Raw genomic sequence first — 17,089 nt, forward strand, 5'->3', positions numbered from 1 at the left:
CCTTGCAAATCCTCCACTACAGGGAAGGATTACAAGGTTGTGGTCAGTTTCAGGCACAGAAGCCGTCCGCTCATGCAAAGGGGTTGACGATGCGAAGCTGGCCTTCCACCAGCAGGCCATCTTGCATGTCCTCGCTCCACAGCGTGGTACACCCCGCAACCAAAGCGCTGGCCACGATCATCGCGTCGTAGATCGAGAAGCCGTAGCGTTCCGCCAAAGCGCGGCCGACGTCATGGGTCTGCACGGAGAGATCTTCGACGGGACACAAGGCGCGCACGCCTTCGAGAAAGGCCGCTGCTTCCTCCCAACCGAGGCCAGCTTTGCGGCGGCAGTTCACCAGTGACTCGTTTAGAACCTGAACGCTGATCCGGGGCCCCTGCCCCAGGATGACCTCGGCGCGATCGGCCTTTGGGCCATCGTCGAGCAGGTAAAGAACGACATTCGTGTCCGCGAACTCAGCGCTCATGTGCGTCGTCGCGGCTCAGACGTTCTGCTGCGGACAACTTGCCCCGGAAGCGGCGCAGGCCGGTAAGTACCTCATCCGCACGAGCAAGGCGACGGACTCTGACCCGACCGTCGTCCTTGACCAGGTCGATCTGATCACCCTCCTTGAGACCAAGCTCTCGGACGAGCTCCGCGGGCAAACGGACGGCCAGCGAGTTACCCCATTTTGCGACCTGCATCGTGACCTCCCATGCGGATATACGTCTTGTAATGTATATCCGAAAGGTTCCTAAGACAAGCCTGCCGCAAACCCTAGCTACTCTTGTGCATGACGCAGCGACTGACACCAAATCTAGAAAGAGCTTGCACGAATCTGATAGCTCGGGCAATAGTCTCGATAAATAACGCGCGATCACATAAAAAACGCGCCCACGAATCGAGGCAGAGATGAGCGAAGCTGAGCAGGACCTGGACATTGCCATCGGGCACTACGCAGAGCTTCTTGCGTCCAATCTTCATGCGCAACGTGCTGCCCACTTCCCTCCCGACGCCAAAAAAGTCATGCGCAGCCTGACCAGCGGCGAGGCGGCCGAGTTGCTTGGCGTCGATCATACCTACCTTCGCAAGCTTCATCGAGAAGGAAAGATCGCTGACGTCGAAACCACTGCGGGCAGCCACCGGCGATATACCCTCGATGATATCTGGGAGATTCGCCACGCTCTTGAGGCAAACGCGAAGAAGCCTGGAACCTACGTTCCGGGGCGTCGTGCCGGTGACGAGCTTCAGATTGTTTCTGTTGTGAACTTCAAAGGCGGGTCCGGGAAAACGACAACATCCGCTCACCTTGCACAGCGCTTGGCTCTCAAGGGATATCGTGTCCTTGCGATCGATCTGGACCCCCAGGCATCCCTTTCCGCGCTGCATGGCATCCAGCCTGAGCTGGACCTGATGGAGGGTGGCACGCTGTATGATGCGGTTCGCTACGATGAACCGGTCCCGATCTCGGACGTGATCCGCAAGACCTACATCCGTGGTCTTGACCTGATTCCCGGGAACCTCGAGCTCATGGAATTCGAACATGAGACACCGGCAGCCATTCAGCGTGGCGGCGCCCGCGCATTCTTTGCCCGTGTGCGCGACGCGCTCGACAGTGTCGAAGCGGACTATGACGTCGTCGTCATCGACTGTCCGCCGCAGCTTGGTTTTTTAACCATGTCCGCCCTTTCAGCATCTTCAGGGGTGCTTGTTACCGTTCACCCCCAAATGCTCGATCTGATGTCCATGTCGCAGTTTCTGCGAATGACCGCTGATCTGCTTGGCGTCATCCGGGATGCTGGCGCAAACCTTCGCTTCGACTGGCTGCGCTTTCTGCCGACCCGCTACAAGGTGGGTGATGCCCCGCAGACCGAGGTCATTGCTTTCATCCGGGGTCTGTTCGGCAGGTCAGTCCTGACCAACCACATGGTTGAGTCTACTGCGATCTCTGATGCAGGGCTGACGAAGCAGACGCTCTACGAGGCCGACAAGAAGGACTTCACGCGTCAGACTTTCGATCGTGCAATCGAATCCATGAACGCCGTCAACGACGAGATCGCGGCGATCATCCAGAACACGTGGGGACGCAATGGCAAGAAAGCCTAAACTGGGACTGCCACTGCAGACCCTGCGCAACGCGCCCGACGCTCTTGAAGGGCGCAGGCTGCGCGGCGGCGTTTTCGAAATCGAGCCTGACCAAATCGAAATCACAGGTCGGCTCGATGACAGGCTGCAGATTGAGACTGCGGGCCTCAAGGCGTCAATTTCCAAGAACGGACAGCGAGTACCAATCCTCGTCCGGCCGCTTGATGGTGATCGCTACAGCCTGATCTATGGCCGTCGTCGACTGGAAGCTTGCAGAGAACTTGGGATCAAGGTCCGCGCCATTGTCACAGAGATGGAGGGCGATCAGGCACTTCGTGATCAGCTGTTAGAGAACCAAGAGCGGCGGGATCTAAGCTTCATCGAACGAGCGCTTGTTGCCGCAGCCTTGCTCGACGGTGACCATCTGAGCGCATCCGAACGCACTAACAAGGGTGTCGCCGAGGTTCTCAATCTGACCGAGGCAGGAGTGTCGCAGCTGTTAAGCGTGGTCCGCACCGTTGGGGAGGACCTGGTCCTCGCCATCGGTGCCGCTCCGGGCATTGGTCGGCCCAGGTGGGAAGAGCTCAAGAAGTTGCTGGGGGCTACGGATGCCGATCGCGAACTGCTTGCAGCTTTGGCGGGTGAGGCCAAAACATCCTACCAAGGCGGTATTGACGAGAAATCCGATCATGCATTTTTGGCCGTCCTCTCTGCTGCAGGGAAGCCCGAACAGACCACATCCTCGTCTCGCCCTCGCGGGCGGCCCGGCACGGTGATTCCGGGGGTCGGTGCCGCCACTGTCACGACCGGACGTCGTGGAAAGCAACTCAAGCTCGAGTTGAAGGCCGAGGAGAGCGATTTTGTCAGCTGGCTTGAGGGCAACGCCCCGCAGCTGATCGCCGAGCTTCACGAGCGCTGGAAGCGTTCGGAAGACTGAGGAAGAGCAACAATCAAAAAGGAGGCACGAGACAGGCAGAAAAGAAAAAGGCCCCGAGAAGCAAGCTTCACGAGACCTTTCTTAGGTTTCGCACGGGACCAGCCCGCTACAAAACTTCAGTTTTCGCACCTCTGAATGTAGCGATCTGGCCCCTTTCCCGCAAGCGCAAAGCGATTCGCGGGCCAGGGAAATTTTGCCTTCGTGAATGACATCATGGATTACACACCGATTTCGCCGTTTATGCGGCCGATATCGCACGCCCATCTGCGCGTGGTCGAGCGTCCTGAGGCGTCTGTTCCCGGCAGGCCCGTCAACAAGTGGGAGCTCCTCCGCGAGCTGTCCAAGGCACAGGCGGCCTTTGGGGTTTCCGAGCGCGATCTGACCGTTCTTCAGGGGCTTCTCAGCTTCTTTCCGGACGATGCGCTTGGCGGGAACACCGAAATGGTCGTCTTCCCATCCAACAAGGCGATCTGCGAGCGGCTGAACGGCATGCCTTGCTCGACGATGCGCCGTCACCTCGCCCGGTTGGTAGAGGCACGCTTGCTCATGCGGCGCGATAGCCCCAATGGGAAGCGGTATGTGCGCAAGCGTGGCGAAGATCGGGTGGCCTTCGGCTTTGATCTCTCCCCGCTCTATTGCCGGGCCGAGGATATTGCACGGGCTGCAGAGGCTGTGCGTGAGGCCGAGGACCGTGTGCGGCGACTGAGGGAGGTAGTGAGCCTTATGCGTCGCGACTTGGCCGCTCTGGCGGAGTTCGGCGAGGAGATCCAGCCCGGGCTTGGCCTGTGGGACCAGCTCCGCGACAAGGCAGCCCTCACCGCCCGCGCTCTTCGCCGCAAACTCTCGCTTGAGGATCTGTCGGCATTTCGGACTGAACTGGAGACCCTTCTTGACCAGGCGCGTAATGTGATTGACGGTCCTGAAACAGAAGAAATGAACACCAATGATGCCCAATGTGAGCGTCACCATCATAATTCAAATAAAGAATCTATAGATCTTGAACCTGCCTTAGAAAAAGGCGGGGCGGCGGGACGCGCGCCTGATGATGATACGGGTGAGCCCGTGGCTGACCTTGAAGAGCCTGACACGAGGCGGGTGCCGAAAATCCCTCTCCACCTGGTAATCGCCGGCTGTCCCTCGCTCAAGACTTTCTATCAGGGCGACATTCGACACTGGCACCAACTTTTCGACGCGGCTTGTCATGTAAGGCCGGCCATGGGGATCAGTGTTTCTGCGTGGGAAGAAGCGCAACGCTGCATGGGACCAGAGCAAGCCTCGATCGTCGTCGTGGCCATGCTGGAACGTTTCTCTGACATCAGATCACCGGGTGGATACTTGCGGGCGCTGACGTCCAAGGCCGCGGCGGGCGAATTCTCTTGCGGTCCGATGGTCATGGCTTTGATCGGTCGGCGAAGTGCGGCTTAACAGCTGTTAAGTTTCAACGCCGCGGTGCTCAGTTGGCATGACTTAACAGCTGTTAAGTCGCCTCTTGGCAACCATACGATCATCGAGAGGCAAAGGAGTGTTGGTTTGAGGGTGACGGGAAATGAGATCGGGAGAGTGGCTTCCGGCGCCCGTCGTGGAGAAGATCTGATGACGAAAGCTGTCCAGAAAATCACCCTGTCCCCGTCCCGGGATATCCCTTTTGACAAACTGGTGTTGAGTCAGTCCAACGTGCGGCGCATCAAGGCTGGCGTGTCCGTCAAGGAACTGGCCGAAGACAGCGCCCGCCGCGGCCTCTTGCAGAGCCTGAGCGTGCGGCCCGTGTTGGCTGACGATGGCACCGAGACCGGCAAGTCGAGATCCCGGCCGGTGGCCGTCGGTTCCAAGCATTGTCCCTGCTGGTGAAGCATAAGTGTTTGGCAAAGACCACGCCCATTCCCTGCATCGTGCGCGATGCTGCGTCCGACATCCTGGCCGAGGATGATTCCCTTGCAGAAAACATGCATCGCGTCGCCCTGCACCCGCTCGACCAGTTCCGCGCGTTTGTGGCGCTGCGGGATAAGGGCCAGAGCGATGCAGAGATTGCTGCCGCCTTCACCGTGAACCCCGATCACGCGCGTCAGGTTCAGGTCTGGGATGTGATCCATTCATCCTGGAACAAGGAGCCATTCCAGATCCGGCGCATGCTGACCGAGACCTCGGTCCGAGCGTCCGACCGGCGCGCGGTCTTTGTGGGTGTTGAGGCCTACGAAGAGGCGGGCGGCACGATGCTGCATGACCTCTTTCAGGGCGATGACGATGGCTGGCTCGAGGACCCTGCCCTGCTCGATCGGCTGGTGACGGAAAAACTCCAGGCCGAGGCTGAGACGGTTGCGGTTGAGGGCTGGAAGTGGATCGAAGTCGCGCTTGACCTGCCCTACGGCTACAGCTACAGGCTGCGGTCCCTATCCGGCGATCCGGCACCGATGACGGATGAGGAAGGTGCGGCCCATGCCAAGCTGCTCGCCGAGTATCGGGCGCTGGAAGAGGAATACGCGGGTCAGGATGAGATCCCCGACAAGGTCGACACGCGGCTTGGCGTATTGGAAGCGGAGATGGAAAGGATCGAGACCCGGCCGTTGATCTTCGACGCGGAGGAGATCGGGCGGGCAGGGGCGTTCGTCACGCTCGACCGCTACGGCGCGCTGGCCGTCTATCGCGGCTATGTGCGGTCAGAGGATGAGCCTGTTGAGGAGGCAGCGGTCCAGGATGATACTGATCCTGCGGTGGCGGGGCAGGGTGCTGATCGTGATCTCACCGATGGCCATGGCAGTGCCGCTCCTGGCGGAACCATCATTATGTCGGGTGGCCAGCCTATCGGAGCTGACTTCCCGGAGGATGAGGATGACGGAGCGCTGAAGCCACTGCCCGAGCGGCTCGTAATCGAGTTGACGGCACACCGGACGCTGGCGCTGCGTGAAGCGATCGGGCGCTCGCCCGACGTGGCGTTGATTCTGCTGCTGCTGAAGATTGTGACGGACACCTTCCGCACTTCCTCTGCTTCGGGAAGCTGTCTCGAAGCCTCAGTGCGTCACATCTACATGCCGGCGCAGGCGAGCGATCTGAAGGACAGCGTGGTGGCAAAGCTGGTCGACGAGCGTCATGCGCCGGAACGATCTCGTGGCGCTGGACGATGAGGACCATGCCGAAGGGCAGGGGGCGGATGCCGAAGCGGCTGACAGCGTCAGTGAAGCTGACCTTCCTGCATTTCTGACGGATGACCTGCCTGCTGAAGGCGCGTCGATGCTGGCCTCGGAATAACGTGATCCAGCGGGGGGCGGAGATTCCGCCCCCAATCACCCTATAGTGTAATAATATCAATGGGATGAGTGCGATTACTCGCATTCAGAATGAAGAATCATGTCTACAACAACCATCATCGACACCGCACCCCTCGGGGCGCTGCGACGTGAGACTTCAAGGCCAATGCTCCCGATCTTTCACATGGGCATTTGGAGCATCCGTTGGCAATCTGACGGATGCCTGAAATCCAGAAGTTTCACCGGGACGTGGTGACTGGAGCAAGAGAGAGGTTTCGATCCGTTCTGCGATGGCTGAGACGATAGCGAGGCCAAGCCCGCTACCATCAGTTTTTGCATCTGCCCTCTCGAAGCGCCCTGTCAGGCGTTCGAGTGTTTGGGTTGCTACCGCGGGGCCCTCGTTCGCCACGATCAACTGCCCGTCGCTCGTGAGTGTAACCTCGACTGGGGCATTCTGCGCCCCGTGGCGTAGGGCGTTTTCCACCAGATTCCGGCACAGAATTCCCAATGCGTCGGGGTCGATATCAGACAAGACAGGCGTGTCCGGCAAGTTCAACATAAGGCGCCCGTTCTCTGTGCTGCGCGCAATATCTTCCACCACGACCCGAGTGATGGTTCTGACATCAGCGCTCTGGTCCATCCGAAGTCTACCGCCTTCCGCCCGCGCAAGCTGCAGGAGACGTTCGGACAGCCGAGCGAGACGCTTGAGCGTCGCCTCGATCTCGGCGGCGCGCGCGTCGATGGTCGGATCTTTGGTCTCTGACCGCAGTCGCTGCGCCTGGGCGATAGCGCCCGCCAATGGTGTCCTTAGTTCATGAGCCGCATTGGCTGCAAAACTTCGCTCAGCCTCGAACGCGTCGCGCAACCGAGCCAAAAGGCTGTTCAAGGTTGCAGCCAGCGGGCCGATTTCCGTCGGCAGGTCGGCCGCGGGTACTTCTGACAGGTCGCGCACGCCGCGCGCTTCAAGCCGCGTACGGAACCGATGGAGAGGGGCGAGGCTAAAGCGCACAGCGAGAATAATCGACGCGAGCGCCAACGGCAGCACAACCAGCAGCGGCAGGCCAAGGCTCATCTGGATTTCCCGAGCAACCGAAGCGCGATGCGCCAACGGTTCGGCCACGGTGATGCTGATCGTCCCCTGGAGCGCCGCGTCGCTGTAGAGGCGATGTGTGGCGTTCTGCCCAAATCCCGGACCATCGTATGGAGGAAACACGGCAGGGTCCGCCGCATGGGATTGCAGCAAAATGCGTCCCTCGGCATCGCGTACGATGTAGGTGAAGAACTCGTCATGCTCCCGGATCGGCGCGAGGCGCTGCGTCACACCCTGATCTTCTCGCCCGACGATGTCGGTCACGGCCAGCGGCAGGATGCGCTCGGCGGTTTCGCGTAGGGCGCTGTCGAAGACCTCATCCATCTCGCCCCGAACGATCACCGCGGTAACCGTGGCGGCGGCGAGCCAGAGGATCGTCAGCACAAGGCCGAGTGACAAGCCGAGCCGTACCTGAAGGCTGGATGGCCACATCATGGCTTGCCCAGCCGGTAACCCATGCCGCGCTCGGTCTCGATGATGGCGCTCCCCAGTTTCTTGCGCAGGCGGCTCACGTGCACCTCGATGGTGTTGCTCTCGACTTCGGCGTCGAAAGCGTAGAGCTTCTCCTCCAACTGCGCCTTGGACAGGAGCTGCCCGGGACGCGCCAGGAAGGCCTCGAAGAGCGCCCATTCCCGCGCCGTCAGCGGCACATGTCTGCCATCCCGATGGACGCTGCGCGCGGCAAGGTCGATGTCGAGCGGTCCGTGGGTCAGGATCGGGTTGGGGTTGCCGCTGTAGCGCCGCGCGACCGATCCGATCCGTGCCGACAGTTCCGACAGGTCGAAGGGCTTCACAAGATAGTCGTCAGCGCCCGCATTGAGGCCTTCGATCCTATCGGACACCTGGTCGAGCGCCGTCAGGATGATGACCGGCGTCACGTCTCCACGCGTCCTGAGGCCCTTGAGGAACCCGATACCACGTCCGTCTGGCAGCATGAGGTCGAGCAGGAGCAGGTCGTAGGAGGTTGCGCTCATCGCGTCTGCCGCCGCGTCTAGCCGCGTGACCCAGTCTACTGACTGGCCATCAGCTGCGATCTGGTCGCGCACGGCAGCGCCAAGAGTCGTGTCGTCCTCGATCAGCAATATGCGCATGGTCGTACCCGTCCTTTCCTGATGTCCCTCCATGATCCGTCTGGCTGACACGAAGCTGAAGCTTGTGGGTCGAGCCCCTTCAGGCTGCCGTCAGCTTCGCGGCGCATGAATGGCATCAAGAGGCGAGCCACTAGGAGTGTGCCCCATGAAGAAGACATTGACAATTATCGGCTTTCTCGCGGTCTTTCCGGTCGGCGCGGCGCTGGCTGACGACGATTGCTTCGTGCCGATGGCCGACTGGCAGCCGCGCGATGCTGTTGCCATGCTGGCTGAGGAAAATGGTTGGACGGTGCGCCGGATCAAGATCGATGACGGCTGCTACGAGATCGATGGGAGGGATGCCGAGGGGCGTGCGATCGAGGTGACTGTCCACCCGGCCACGCTGGAGATAATCGAGTTCGAATACGAGGACGACGAGGATGATCGCCGCGAGCGGGATCACGAGAGACGCGACGATGACTGATGCAGCGCGTCGCGACGGTAATGTCCCGGTGCCGGGCCTGCCGCCACTCTCCCGGCTTTCCCTAAACTCTCCTCTAGCTCTGACGGGCCCGGTGCTGGTTGCGTTGCCATGCCTGCTGGCGGCACTGATCGGGTTCAACACCTATGCGCCCTATGGCGCGGATGCAGCACTTGGCATTGCCGTCGGGGCCGCGGCAGTTGTCGCGATGGCACAGACCCTGATCCTCGCCGCACGGCCGCCGCTGGTGGAACCATTGTTCGGCGGTCTCGATCGCATGTACCGTTTCCACAAGTGGCTTGGTATTTCCGCAATGCTCCTGATGATCCTGCACCAGCAGATCGAGCCGGATTTCGAGCGTTTGGTGCGTGAAACCTCTCTTGGTGAACTTGGTGAAGAGGCGGGCGAACTTGCCTTCAACGCGCTTCTCGCCCTGGTTGCTGTCAGCTGGTTCCGGAGATTGCCCTTCACCCCACTGGAAATCCCCTATCAGATCTGGCGGTTCAGCCATCGTTTCATGGGGGCCCTTTTTGCAATCGTGGTCTTTCACCAGTTCTTCGTCGACCTGCCGACAGAGGTAGATCCATCGCTCTCGGTGCTTCTAAACACATTTGGCATCGCGGGAGTGATCGCGTGGATATTCACCGAGCTGGTCGCCCCGTACCTGCGGCGTAGAGAATTCACCGTCACAGAGATCAGCCAGACCAAGGACACCACCACGCTAACCCTCCGCCCCGAGGGGCGGGCAATGCGGTGGCGGCCGGGGCAATTCGCCTTCTTCCGCGCGCCAGAGGCAGGACTGTCCGAGCCGCACCCCTTCACGATCGCCAGCGCCCCGCGCCCTGACGGCACCCTGACGTTCTCCATCCGGGGCTTGGGTGGCTGGACACGAAGCCTGCTCGCCATCTTGCGGACCGGAACGCGCGTGCAGGTCGAAGGGCCATATGGACGGTTCAATTTCCGCAAGGGCGGTGCGCGCCAGATATGGCTGGCGGGCGGCATCGGTATCACGCCGTTCCTCGCCTGGGCCGAAAGCCTGAGCGAAGCGGATAGCCGCGACATTCACCTCATCCACTGCGTTCGGACACAAGAGGAGGCGATTGGGGTAGAGACGCTGCGCGCTGCGGCTGCCCGCAACCCGAGGTTCAGTTTCGAGGTGGTCGTTACGACGCGCGATGGCAGGCTCACGGCCGAGCGCCTGATTGGCGCGGTCCCTTTCGCGATCCGGCAAGCCGATTTGTGGTTCTGCGGCCCAACCGGTCTGAAGGACGGGATTCTCAAGGGCTTGAAAGCACAAGGCCAAACGCCTCGCCGTGTCCGCTTCGAGCAGTTCGAATTCACCTGAACGCGGGGCAGGGCGCATAGCCATGCCAGCCCTGTAGCCTGCGCTCGCATCTTTTTTTGGCCCCGCCCTCATCGGCGGGGCCATTTTCCTGACGGCAAGCTGAAGCAGGAATCGCTGGGGCGTCAGGATGCCCTCAGGTCGGGGTGCCAGATTGGTCTCATCAAACGAAAGGACTCCTTGCCATGAAAAAGACCCTGACCGCCCTTGCCCTGATCGCACTTTTGCCCGCCGGCGCTGCGCTGGCCGACGACGATGATTGCAATGCGCCCCGTGACCAGTGGCAGCCGCGCGAGGCCGCCATGCAGATGGCCGAACAGAACGGTTGGACGGTGCGCGACTTCGAGATCGACGACGGCTGCTACGAAATCGAAGGCCGAGACCAGGATGGTCGCGAGATCGAGGTGAAGCTCGATCCGGCGACGCTGCAGATCGTCGAGATGGACTACGAGGATGATGACGACGACCGCGGTGGCGCCCGCAATCCCGCGCCCGCTGGAACGGTCGCTCCTCCGCAGAACGGCCTCTTCGGAAACGGCGCCCCTCCGCAGGTTCAGGTGAACTGAACAGCTCCGAAGCACCCTGAACAAGGATCATTCCCATGAAATCACTTCTCGCAACGCTCGCGCTTACCACCGCACTCACGCTTCCCGGCCTCGCTATGGCACGGCCCGTGACGCTCACAACCACCCTTAACAACTATGGCGGCGACGGCGCTTACCTCGCGCTTTACGTAACCGACGCCTCGGGCGCCTATGTCGGCAGTCTCTGGATGGCCGGCGACAAGTCCAAGTACTACGAGCATCTTAGCGACTGGTACCGTGCCACGGGCGGCGATACCGCGGAGGTAAACGGCATCACCGGCGCCAGCGTCGGCGCGGGCCGCAGTCTCGAAATCACGCTTGATCTGGCCGATGCGCTGTTCGATGCGGGCTACACGCTGCACATCGACGCGGCGGTCGAGGATATGCGCGACAGCCCGAACGAGGTGGCCGTGCCGCTGACGACGGCGGGCGCGGGCACTCCGGTGACCGGGCGGCGCTACATCGCCAACTTCTCCTACGACATGTGAGGGGCAGGGCCATGATCCGTATACTCCATCGCTGGCCGGGTCTTCTGGCACTCGCGCTCGTCACGATCCTGAGCCTGAGCGGCGCTGCGCTCTCGGTCTTTCCGGCAGTCGAGCGCATCACCGCGCCGCAGGTGGAGACTGGCCTGACAGTCGCCACCCTCGCGGACCGCATCCAGGTCGTCTATCCGGGCGTCGAGCAGATCCGGCGGTCGCCCTCCGGTCGGATCACCGCCTATTGGTTCGATCAGGGCGCGCCGGGTGCTGCCGTGATCGACCCGGCGACGGGCGCGGGCGTGGCCTCGGCCGACCCGAACCAGGCCCTTCGCTGGCTCACCAACTTTCATCGCTCGCTCTTCCTCGGAGATGGCGGGCGTATCGCCATGGCCGCCGGGGCCGCGGCGATGCTGGTCCTCTCGCTCTCGGGTGCTATGCTGGTCGCGCGACGGGCGGGCGGATGGCGGCACTGGTTCGCGTCCTTGCGCGGTCCGTTCGCGGGCAGGCTGCATGTCGAGATCGCCCGGATCGCCGTCATCGGCCTCGTTCTGTCCTCCACCACCGCCCTCTGGATGACAGCCTCCACCTTCGATCTTCTGCCGGACGGTAGCGTCCTGCCGGCTGATCCCACCGAAGTGAGCGGAGAAATTGGGTTCGCTCTCGATCAGATGGCCACGCTGCTGCAGGCCCCCGTCGCCGAGCTGCGCGAACTGAGCTTTCCCTATCCCGGCGACGCGACGGACGTGTTCACACTGAAGACCGACCGGGGCACCGGCTATCTTGACCAGGGAACCGGCGCGCTCGTGGCATGGGCCGACCTGACCGGGTGGGAGCGCGTCTCGGAAACCATTTACATGCTGCACACGGGGCAGGGGGCCGCGACGCTCGGCCTTGTGCTCGGGATGATGGCGCTCGGAGTGCCGGCGATGGGCGTGACCGGCGTCTTGATCTGGCTTGCCGGGCGGCGCGGGCGGCCGCGCATCCGGGGCAACCAGCCCGCGGGCCGTGCCGAGACGATCATTCTTGTCGGCAGCGAGGGTGGCAGCACCTGGGGCTTCGCCGCGACCCTGCATGCCGCGCTGACGGCAGCGGGGCAGGGCGTCCATGTTGGCCCGATGTCGGGCTTCGCGCCAGAGCGCTACGCCCGTGCCGAGCGCATCATCCTGCTCGCCGCGACCTATGGCGATGGTGCCGCTCCGTCCTCGGCGAAGGGCTTTCTCGACCGGCTGAACGCGTCGGCCCCTGTGCCTGATATCCAGATGGCCGTGCTCGGCTTCGGCGACCGCAGCTTTCCGGCCTATTGCGCCTTCGCCAACGCCGTTGCGGCAGCGGCGCAGGCGAAGGGCTGGGCCGAACTCATGCCGCTGGACACGATCGACCGCCAATCGCCACAGGATTTCGCGCGCTGGGGCCGCGCTCTTGGCGAGGCGCTTAGCATCTCTCTCGAGCTTTTTCACCAGCCCGTCTCGCCGCGCACCGAAACATTGACCCTCGTCTCGCGGCGCAACTACGGGGCCGAGATGCAGGCGGGGGCCGCGATCCTGCGCTTCGCCCTGCCGCGCGCAACGCCGTGGCAGCGGCTGACGGGCACGGGCTTCGCACGGTTCCAGGCGGGCGACCTGATCGGCGTCCTGCCGCAGGGCAGCCCGGTGCCGCGCCTCTATTCGCTGGCCTCGGGCCGGCGCGACGGGTTCGTCGAGATCGTGGTGCGCAAGCATCCGGGCGGTCTGGCCTCGGGCCAGCTGACCGCGCTGGAACCGGGCGATACGGTCCGGGCCTTTCTGCGGCGCAATCCCGGCTTTCACGCCGGTCGCGGTCGCACCCCGCTGATCCTGATCGGGGCGGGCACCGGCATCGGGCCGCTGGCGGGCTTCATCCGCGGCAATGCGCGGCACAGGCCCGTGCACCTGTTCTTCGGCATGCGGCATGCGGACAGCGATTTCTTCTATGGCGAGGAGATGGCCGGCTGGCAGGCAGAGGGGCGGTTGACCCGGCTTGTCACGGCCGTCTCGCGCGGGACGCTTCCGCATTACGTGCAGGACGCGCTGCGTGGAGAGGCCACCGAAGTTGCGCGTTTGCTTCGCAACGGGGCCCGCGTGATGGTCTGCGGCGGGCGCGACATGGCCATGGGTGTGACCGATGCGCTGGCCGAAATTCTCTCACCATTCGGGTTGACGCCCGCAGTTCTGAAGGCGGAGGGGCGGTATGTCGAAGATGTCTACTGAGCGCGCGCGCATCGTCCTGAACGGCCCCACCATGGGCACGCGCTGGTCGGCCCTGTTCTTCGCGGATCGGGGCCGCGACACGGATGCAATCCGTGCCGCCCTTCAGGCGGTTGTCGACGAGGTGGACACGCAGATGTCGACGTGGAACGCGGAGAGCGCGCTCATGCGGATCAACGCGGCGCCGGTGGGCGATTGGGTGGTGGTGCCGGAGCAACTGCGGGCGGTCCTGCGCCTCGGGCTCGAGATCGGGCGCGCCTCGGGCGGGGCCTTCGATATCGGAATGGGCGATGCGGTGACGGCCTGGGGCTTCGGGCCCGGGGCCGCCGCGCCCGAGGGTATCCGCGCCGCGATGGACGCCCCCCGCCGCCCGGCGCAGGAGGTGCTGGAGATCGAGGGGATGCAGTTGCGCAAGACCGCGCCCATTGCGCTGGATCTGAACGGCATCGCCAAGGGCTATGGCGTCGACCAGCTCGCCGAGACCTTGCGCGATCATGGGATTGCCGACGCCCTTGTCGGCATCGACGGTGAGATGCGTGCCATGGGCCTGCGCCCCGATGGCGAGGCATGGATCATCGCGGTAGAAGCGCCGGACCCTGATCGCCGGACGCCGCAATCGGTTCTGGCGCTGCAGGACGCCGCCGTCGCGACATCCGGTGACTACCGCCATTGGGTGGAGGTTCAGGGGTGCCGCCTGTCGCATACCATGGATCCGAGACGTGGCGCGCCGCTGATCGCGCCGCCCGCCTCCGTCACCGTCGTGGCCCGCACCTGTGCCGAGGCCGATGCTTGGGCGACGGCGCTGATGGTGCTCGGTGCGGAGAGGGGTGCGGACCTCGCAAGACAACGTGGACTCGACGCCCTGTTTCTTCTGTGCGATGATGAAGGCAATGCAATGGGCGTGGGAGTCGGGCGTCTTTTTTCCGAAGAACCAGCGGCAATCGCCTCAGCCGGGGGAAGATGAGCCGCATGGAACAGACCCGTACCGATCGCTTCAAGACCGCACTCCTGCTGATGGCCGCAACCGGGCTGATCGTGGGACTCGCATTCTACCTTGCGGGCCAACCAGAGATCGCGACCCTGATCTGGATTGCAGGAGTTGTTCCCGCGCTGGCAGCGCTTGTGGTCGAAATCGTCCGGAGCATTGGGCGCGGCGAGGTGGGCCTCGATATCGTTGCCGCGCTGTCGATGTCGGCGGCGCTTGTCTTCGGCGAGACCTTGGCTGCGGCTGTCGTCGCAGTCATGTATTCTGGAGGCACTTTCCTCGAAGCCTTCGCTGAGGGCCGTGCACGTCGTTCGATGAAGGATCTTTTATCCCGCGTACCCCGGACCGCGACGCGGCACCGGAACGGCGGTCTTGAGGATGTGCCTCTCGAGGAGATCGCACCGGGCGATCGCCTGCTGATCCGGCAGGGTGATGTCGTTCCCGTGGACGGCACGGTGGCGTCCGACACCGCCTTCCTCGACACCGCGGCGCTGACGGGTGAGTCCCTGCCAGTCCGGCTGGCGCGCGGGGCCGACGCCATGAGCGGATCGACCAACGCGGGCGAGGCCTTCGACCTGACGGCGACGCGCGAGGCCAAGGACAGCACCTATGCCGGGATCGTTCGTCTAGTGGAGGAAGCGCAGGCGTCCAAAGCGCCGATGTCCCGGCTGGCCGACCGCTGGTCGCTGGGCTTTCTGGTCGTCACCGTCAGTATCGCCTTCGCGGCCTGGTGGTTCACAGGCGATCCGATCCGCGCGGTCGCCGTGCTGGTGGTCGCCACGCCCTGTCCGCTGATCCTTGCCGTGCCGGTCGCACTGGTCGCGGGTCTCTCGCGTGCGGCGCATTTTGGCGTTTTGATCAAGGGCGCAGGGCCGCTCGAGACAATGGCGCGCATCCGTACGCTGATCCTCGACAAGACGGGGACGCTGACAGATGGCCGTCCGCAGATCATCTCGATCGACAGCCACGATGGCATGACCGAGGACGACATCCTCCGCCTTGCCGCCGCGCTCGATCAGGCATCGAAACACCCTGTGGCGCAGGCCATCGTCGCTGCCGCAAAGGCGCGGGCCTTCACACTGCCCGTTCCGACAGAAGTGGCTGAGATCCCGGGCGAAGGGGTCTTGGGTCGTGTGGAGGACCGCGAGGTGATCGTCGGCGGCGACGGCTTCGTGGCGTCCCGTGTCGGGCGGATGGTGGGCGATCACCCCGCCAAGGGCGCCGGATCGGTCCTTGTCGCAGTGGCAGTTGACGGTCACATGGCCGGGCACCTCGTCATGTCCGACCCGCTGCGCGAGGGAGCGGGTGCCATGCTGGACGGTCTGCGCCGTCAAGGGATCGCGCGCATCCTTCTGGCTACTGGCGACCGCGCGGACGTGGCCGAGCGCGTGACCGAGGGGCTGGGCCTCGACGGGCTGCGGGCCGGTCTGACGCCGGATCAAAAGGTGTTACTGGTGCTTTCCGAGCATAAACACGGGCCGGTGATGATGGTGGGTGATGGTGTCAACGACGCGCCCGCCCTGGCCGCAGCCGATGTAGGCGTGGCAATGGGGGCACGGGGCGCCGCGGCCTCGGCCGAGGCCGCCGACGTGGTGCTGCTCGTCGACCGGATCGACCGGCTGGGGCCCGGCATCGAGATCGCGCGGGCCTCGCGGCGGATAGCGGTCGAAAGCGTTGTCGCCGGGATCGGCCTGTCTGTCATGGGCATGATCGCGGCCGCTTTCGGCTACCTCACGCCGGTCCAGGGCGCGCTCCTGCAAGAAGTGATCGACGTTGCCGTGATCCTGAACGCCCTGCGCGCGCTGCGCATCGCGCCGCAGGAGCCAGCTACGGGCAAACCACAGGCCATCACGTCAGAGCAAGGTGACATCGTTCAAGGAGCCACGCCATGAGCCGTCTATCACATTCTGAAATCCATATGGTGCATCGCATCGGCTGGTTGCGGGCCGCCGTTCTCGGAGCCAACGATGGTCTTGTCTCGACCGCGAGCCTCGTCGTCGGCGTCGCGGCCGCAGGCTCCGGCAAGCCCGAGGTCATGATCGCCGGGCTGGCCGGGCTTATGGCTGGTGCGATGTCGATGGCGGCGGGGGAGTATGTCTCGGTCAGCTCGCAAACTGACGCCGAACAGGCGGACCTCGCCCGAGAGAGCCGTGAACTCGAGGAAACGCCCGAGGCCGAGCTCGAGGAACTAACCCTGATTTATGTTGAAAGGGGGCTGGACCGCGACCTGGCGAAAAAGGTTGCCGTGCAACTGACTGAACGCGACGCGCTCGGATCGCATGCGCGCGACGAGCTCGGCATTTCGGAAACCTTTACCGCCCGCCCTATCCAGGCGGCTCTGGTGTCCGCACTGACCTTCGCCGTTGGGGCGGTGCTGCCCCTGATCGTCGTGCTGCTGGTCTCGGAGGCGCAGATCGCTCCCCTGGTGGCGGGATCGACGATCCTTGGCCTTGCGGTTCTTGGCGGATTGGGCGCTTCGGCCGGCGGCGCAGGCGTCGTCCGTGGGGCCACGCGGGTCACGCTATGGGGAGCGCTTGCAATGGCGGCGACAGCCGGGGTCGGTGCGCTGTTCGGGGTCGCCGTAGGCTAG

The 17,089-nt window shown here is 63.5% G+C and carries 18 protein-coding genes; 14 read left to right on the forward strand and 4 right to left on the reverse strand.

Annotation, left to right across the window (positions count from 1 at the left end; genetic code table 11):
* Window positions 1-70: 70 nt before the first annotated feature.
* Both BW970_RS18705 and BW970_RS18710 read right to left on the reverse strand, forming a co-directional pair.
* A complete protein-coding gene (locus BW970_RS18705; RefSeq protein ID WP_009503865.1) occupies window positions 71-466 on the reverse strand; it encodes a PIN domain-containing protein in 396 nt (131 codons plus the stop codon).
* Window positions 456-683 carry an AbrB/MazE/SpoVT family DNA-binding domain-containing protein gene (locus tag BW970_RS18710; RefSeq protein ID WP_009503866.1) on the reverse strand — a complete coding sequence of 76 codons (228 nt, stop codon included), beginning with the start codon at window positions 681-683 and terminating at the stop codon, window positions 456-458. Before BW970_RS18710 ends, BW970_RS18705 begins: the two co-directional genes overlap by 11 nt.
* 208 nt (window positions 684-891) lie before the next feature.
* Here BW970_RS18710 and repA point away from each other — a divergent pair, with 208 nt between their 5' ends.
* The 6 genes from repA to BW970_RS21180 all read left to right on the forward strand — a co-directional run bounded on the left by repA (window position 892) and on the right by BW970_RS21180 (window position 6,244).
* Window positions 892-2,085, forward strand: coding sequence for a plasmid partitioning protein RepA (gene repA, locus BW970_RS18715; protein WP_009503867.1), 1,194 nt, complete (start codon window positions 892-894; stop codon window positions 2,083-2,085).
* Entirely contained in the window at window positions 2,069-3,001 is a 933-nt protein-coding gene (gene repB, locus BW970_RS18720) for a plasmid partitioning protein RepB (RefSeq protein ID WP_009503868.1), read from the forward strand. The genes repA and repB overlap by 17 nt, the downstream gene beginning before the upstream one ends.
* A 213-nt stretch (window positions 3,002-3,214) precedes the next feature.
* Window positions 3,215-4,426: a plasmid replication protein RepC gene (gene repC / locus BW970_RS18725; RefSeq protein ID WP_009503869.1), complete on the forward strand. Its 1,212-nt coding sequence runs from the start codon at window positions 3,215-3,217 to the stop codon at window positions 4,424-4,426.
* 168 nt (window positions 4,427-4,594) lie between these two features.
* Window positions 4,595-4,849 (forward strand): hypothetical protein, encoded by a 255-nt coding sequence (locus BW970_RS21175; RefSeq protein ID WP_233128168.1) that lies wholly within the window; start codon window positions 4,595-4,597, stop codon window positions 4,847-4,849.
* Window positions 4,850-4,860: 11 nt separating this feature from the next.
* Window positions 4,861-6,120: a hypothetical protein gene (locus BW970_RS18730; protein WP_234978506.1), complete on the forward strand. Its 1,260-nt coding sequence runs from the start codon at window positions 4,861-4,863 to the stop codon at window positions 6,118-6,120.
* Window positions 6,104-6,244: a hypothetical protein gene (locus tag BW970_RS21180; RefSeq protein ID WP_009503871.1), complete on the forward strand. Its 141-nt coding sequence runs from the start codon at window positions 6,104-6,106 to the stop codon at window positions 6,242-6,244. Before BW970_RS18730 ends, BW970_RS21180 begins: the two co-directional genes overlap by 17 nt.
* Window positions 6,245-6,400: 156 nt before the next feature.
* Here the strand turns inward: BW970_RS21180 and BW970_RS18735 are convergent, their stop codons facing one another.
* Together BW970_RS18735 and BW970_RS18740 are read right to left on the reverse strand one after the other, a co-directional pair.
* Window positions 6,401-7,768, reverse strand: a complete 1,368-nt coding sequence (locus tag BW970_RS18735) for a sensor histidine kinase (RefSeq protein ID WP_009503872.1) — start codon at window positions 7,766-7,768, stop codon at window positions 6,401-6,403.
* Window positions 7,765-8,424, reverse strand: a complete 660-nt coding sequence (locus BW970_RS18740; RefSeq protein ID WP_009503873.1) for a response regulator transcription factor — start codon at window positions 8,422-8,424, stop codon at window positions 7,765-7,767. The genes BW970_RS18735 and BW970_RS18740 overlap by 4 nt, the downstream gene beginning before the upstream one ends.
* A 145-nt stretch (window positions 8,425-8,569) precedes the next feature.
* Here BW970_RS18740 and BW970_RS18745 point away from each other — a divergent pair, with 145 nt between their 5' ends.
* The 8 genes from BW970_RS18745 to BW970_RS18780 all read left to right on the forward strand — a co-directional run bounded on the left by BW970_RS18745 (window position 8,570) and on the right by BW970_RS18780 (window position 17,089).
* Window positions 8,570-8,887, forward strand: coding sequence for a PepSY domain-containing protein (locus BW970_RS18745; RefSeq protein ID WP_009503874.1), 318 nt, complete (start codon window positions 8,570-8,572; stop codon window positions 8,885-8,887).
* Window positions 8,880-10,229 (forward strand): ferredoxin reductase family protein, encoded by a 1,350-nt coding sequence (locus BW970_RS18750; RefSeq protein WP_234978507.1) that lies wholly within the window; start codon window positions 8,880-8,882, stop codon window positions 10,227-10,229. The genes BW970_RS18745 and BW970_RS18750 overlap by 8 nt, the downstream gene beginning before the upstream one ends.
* A gap of 182 nt (window positions 10,230-10,411) precedes the next feature.
* The gene (locus BW970_RS18755) at window positions 10,412-10,792 is read left to right on the forward strand and encodes a PepSY domain-containing protein (protein ID WP_009503876.1); all 381 of its coding nucleotides are present in this window, start codon (window positions 10,412-10,414) and stop codon (window positions 10,790-10,792) included.
* A 35-nt stretch (window positions 10,793-10,827) separates the two neighbouring features.
* Complete coding sequence (locus BW970_RS18760) at window positions 10,828-11,298, forward strand: DUF2271 domain-containing protein (RefSeq protein WP_009503877.1); 471 nt, start codon at window positions 10,828-10,830, stop codon at window positions 11,296-11,298.
* Between the two features lie 11 nt (window positions 11,299-11,309).
* The gene (locus tag BW970_RS18765) at window positions 11,310-13,517 is read left to right on the forward strand and encodes a PepSY domain-containing protein (protein ID WP_009503878.1); all 2,208 of its coding nucleotides are present in this window, start codon (window positions 11,310-11,312) and stop codon (window positions 13,515-13,517) included.
* Window positions 13,498-14,478, forward strand: coding sequence for an FAD:protein FMN transferase (locus BW970_RS18770; RefSeq protein ID WP_009503879.1), 981 nt, complete (start codon window positions 13,498-13,500; stop codon window positions 14,476-14,478). The genes BW970_RS18765 and BW970_RS18770 overlap by 20 nt, the downstream gene beginning before the upstream one ends.
* A 5-nt stretch (window positions 14,479-14,483) precedes the next feature.
* Window positions 14,484-16,391 (forward strand): heavy metal translocating P-type ATPase, encoded by a 1,908-nt coding sequence (locus tag BW970_RS18775; protein WP_009503880.1) that lies wholly within the window; start codon window positions 14,484-14,486, stop codon window positions 16,389-16,391.
* On the forward strand, window positions 16,388-17,089 hold the full coding sequence (locus BW970_RS18780; protein ID WP_009503881.1) for a VIT1/CCC1 transporter family protein: 702 nt from the start codon (window positions 16,388-16,390) through the stop codon (window positions 17,087-17,089). The genes BW970_RS18775 and BW970_RS18780 overlap by 4 nt, the downstream gene beginning before the upstream one ends.

The sequence above is a fragment of the Gemmobacter megaterium genome, from assembly GCF_900156815.1.
GTDB classification, from domain to species: domain Bacteria; phylum Pseudomonadota; class Alphaproteobacteria; order Rhodobacterales; family Rhodobacteraceae; genus Wagnerdoeblera; species Wagnerdoeblera megaterium.

What these genes read in the sequence shown, in the direction of transcription:
- BW970_RS18705 (WP_009503865.1), bottom strand. Translation starts at nt 466, where the DNA reads ATGAGCGCTGAGTTCGCGGACACGAATGTCGTTCTTTACCTGCTCGAC.
- BW970_RS18710 (WP_009503866.1), bottom strand. Translation starts at nt 683, where the DNA reads ATGCAGGTCGCAAAATGGGGTAACTCGCTGGCCGTCCGTTTGCCCGCG.
- repA (WP_009503867.1), top strand. Translation starts at nt 892, where the DNA reads ATGAGCGAAGCTGAGCAGGACCTGGACATTGCCATCGGGCACTACGCA.
- repB (WP_009503868.1), top strand. Translation starts at nt 2,069, where the DNA reads ATGGCAAGAAAGCCTAAACTGGGACTGCCACTGCAGACCCTGCGCAAC.
- repC (WP_009503869.1), top strand. Translation starts at nt 3,215, where the DNA reads ATGGATTACACACCGATTTCGCCGTTTATGCGGCCGATATCGCACGCC.
- BW970_RS21175 (WP_233128168.1), top strand. Translation starts at nt 4,595, where the DNA reads ATGACGAAAGCTGTCCAGAAAATCACCCTGTCCCCGTCCCGGGATATC.
- BW970_RS18735 (WP_009503872.1), bottom strand. Translation starts at nt 7,768, where the DNA reads ATGATGTGGCCATCCAGCCTTCAGGTACGGCTCGGCTTGTCACTCGGC.
- BW970_RS18740 (WP_009503873.1), bottom strand. Translation starts at nt 8,424, where the DNA reads ATGCGCATATTGCTGATCGAGGACGACACGACTCTTGGCGCTGCCGTG.
- BW970_RS18745 (WP_009503874.1), top strand. Translation starts at nt 8,570, where the DNA reads ATGAAGAAGACATTGACAATTATCGGCTTTCTCGCGGTCTTTCCGGTC.
- BW970_RS18750 (WP_234978507.1), top strand. Translation starts at nt 8,880, where the DNA reads ATGACTGATGCAGCGCGTCGCGACGGTAATGTCCCGGTGCCGGGCCTG.
- BW970_RS18755 (WP_009503876.1), top strand. Translation starts at nt 10,412, where the DNA reads ATGAAAAAGACCCTGACCGCCCTTGCCCTGATCGCACTTTTGCCCGCC.
- BW970_RS18760 (WP_009503877.1), top strand. Translation starts at nt 10,828, where the DNA reads ATGAAATCACTTCTCGCAACGCTCGCGCTTACCACCGCACTCACGCTT.
- BW970_RS18765 (WP_009503878.1), top strand. Translation starts at nt 11,310, where the DNA reads ATGATCCGTATACTCCATCGCTGGCCGGGTCTTCTGGCACTCGCGCTC.
- BW970_RS18770 (WP_009503879.1), top strand. Translation starts at nt 13,498, where the DNA reads ATGTCGAAGATGTCTACTGAGCGCGCGCGCATCGTCCTGAACGGCCCC.
- BW970_RS18775 (WP_009503880.1), top strand. Translation starts at nt 14,484, where the DNA reads ATGGAACAGACCCGTACCGATCGCTTCAAGACCGCACTCCTGCTGATG.
- BW970_RS18780 (WP_009503881.1), top strand. Translation starts at nt 16,388, where the DNA reads ATGAGCCGTCTATCACATTCTGAAATCCATATGGTGCATCGCATCGGC.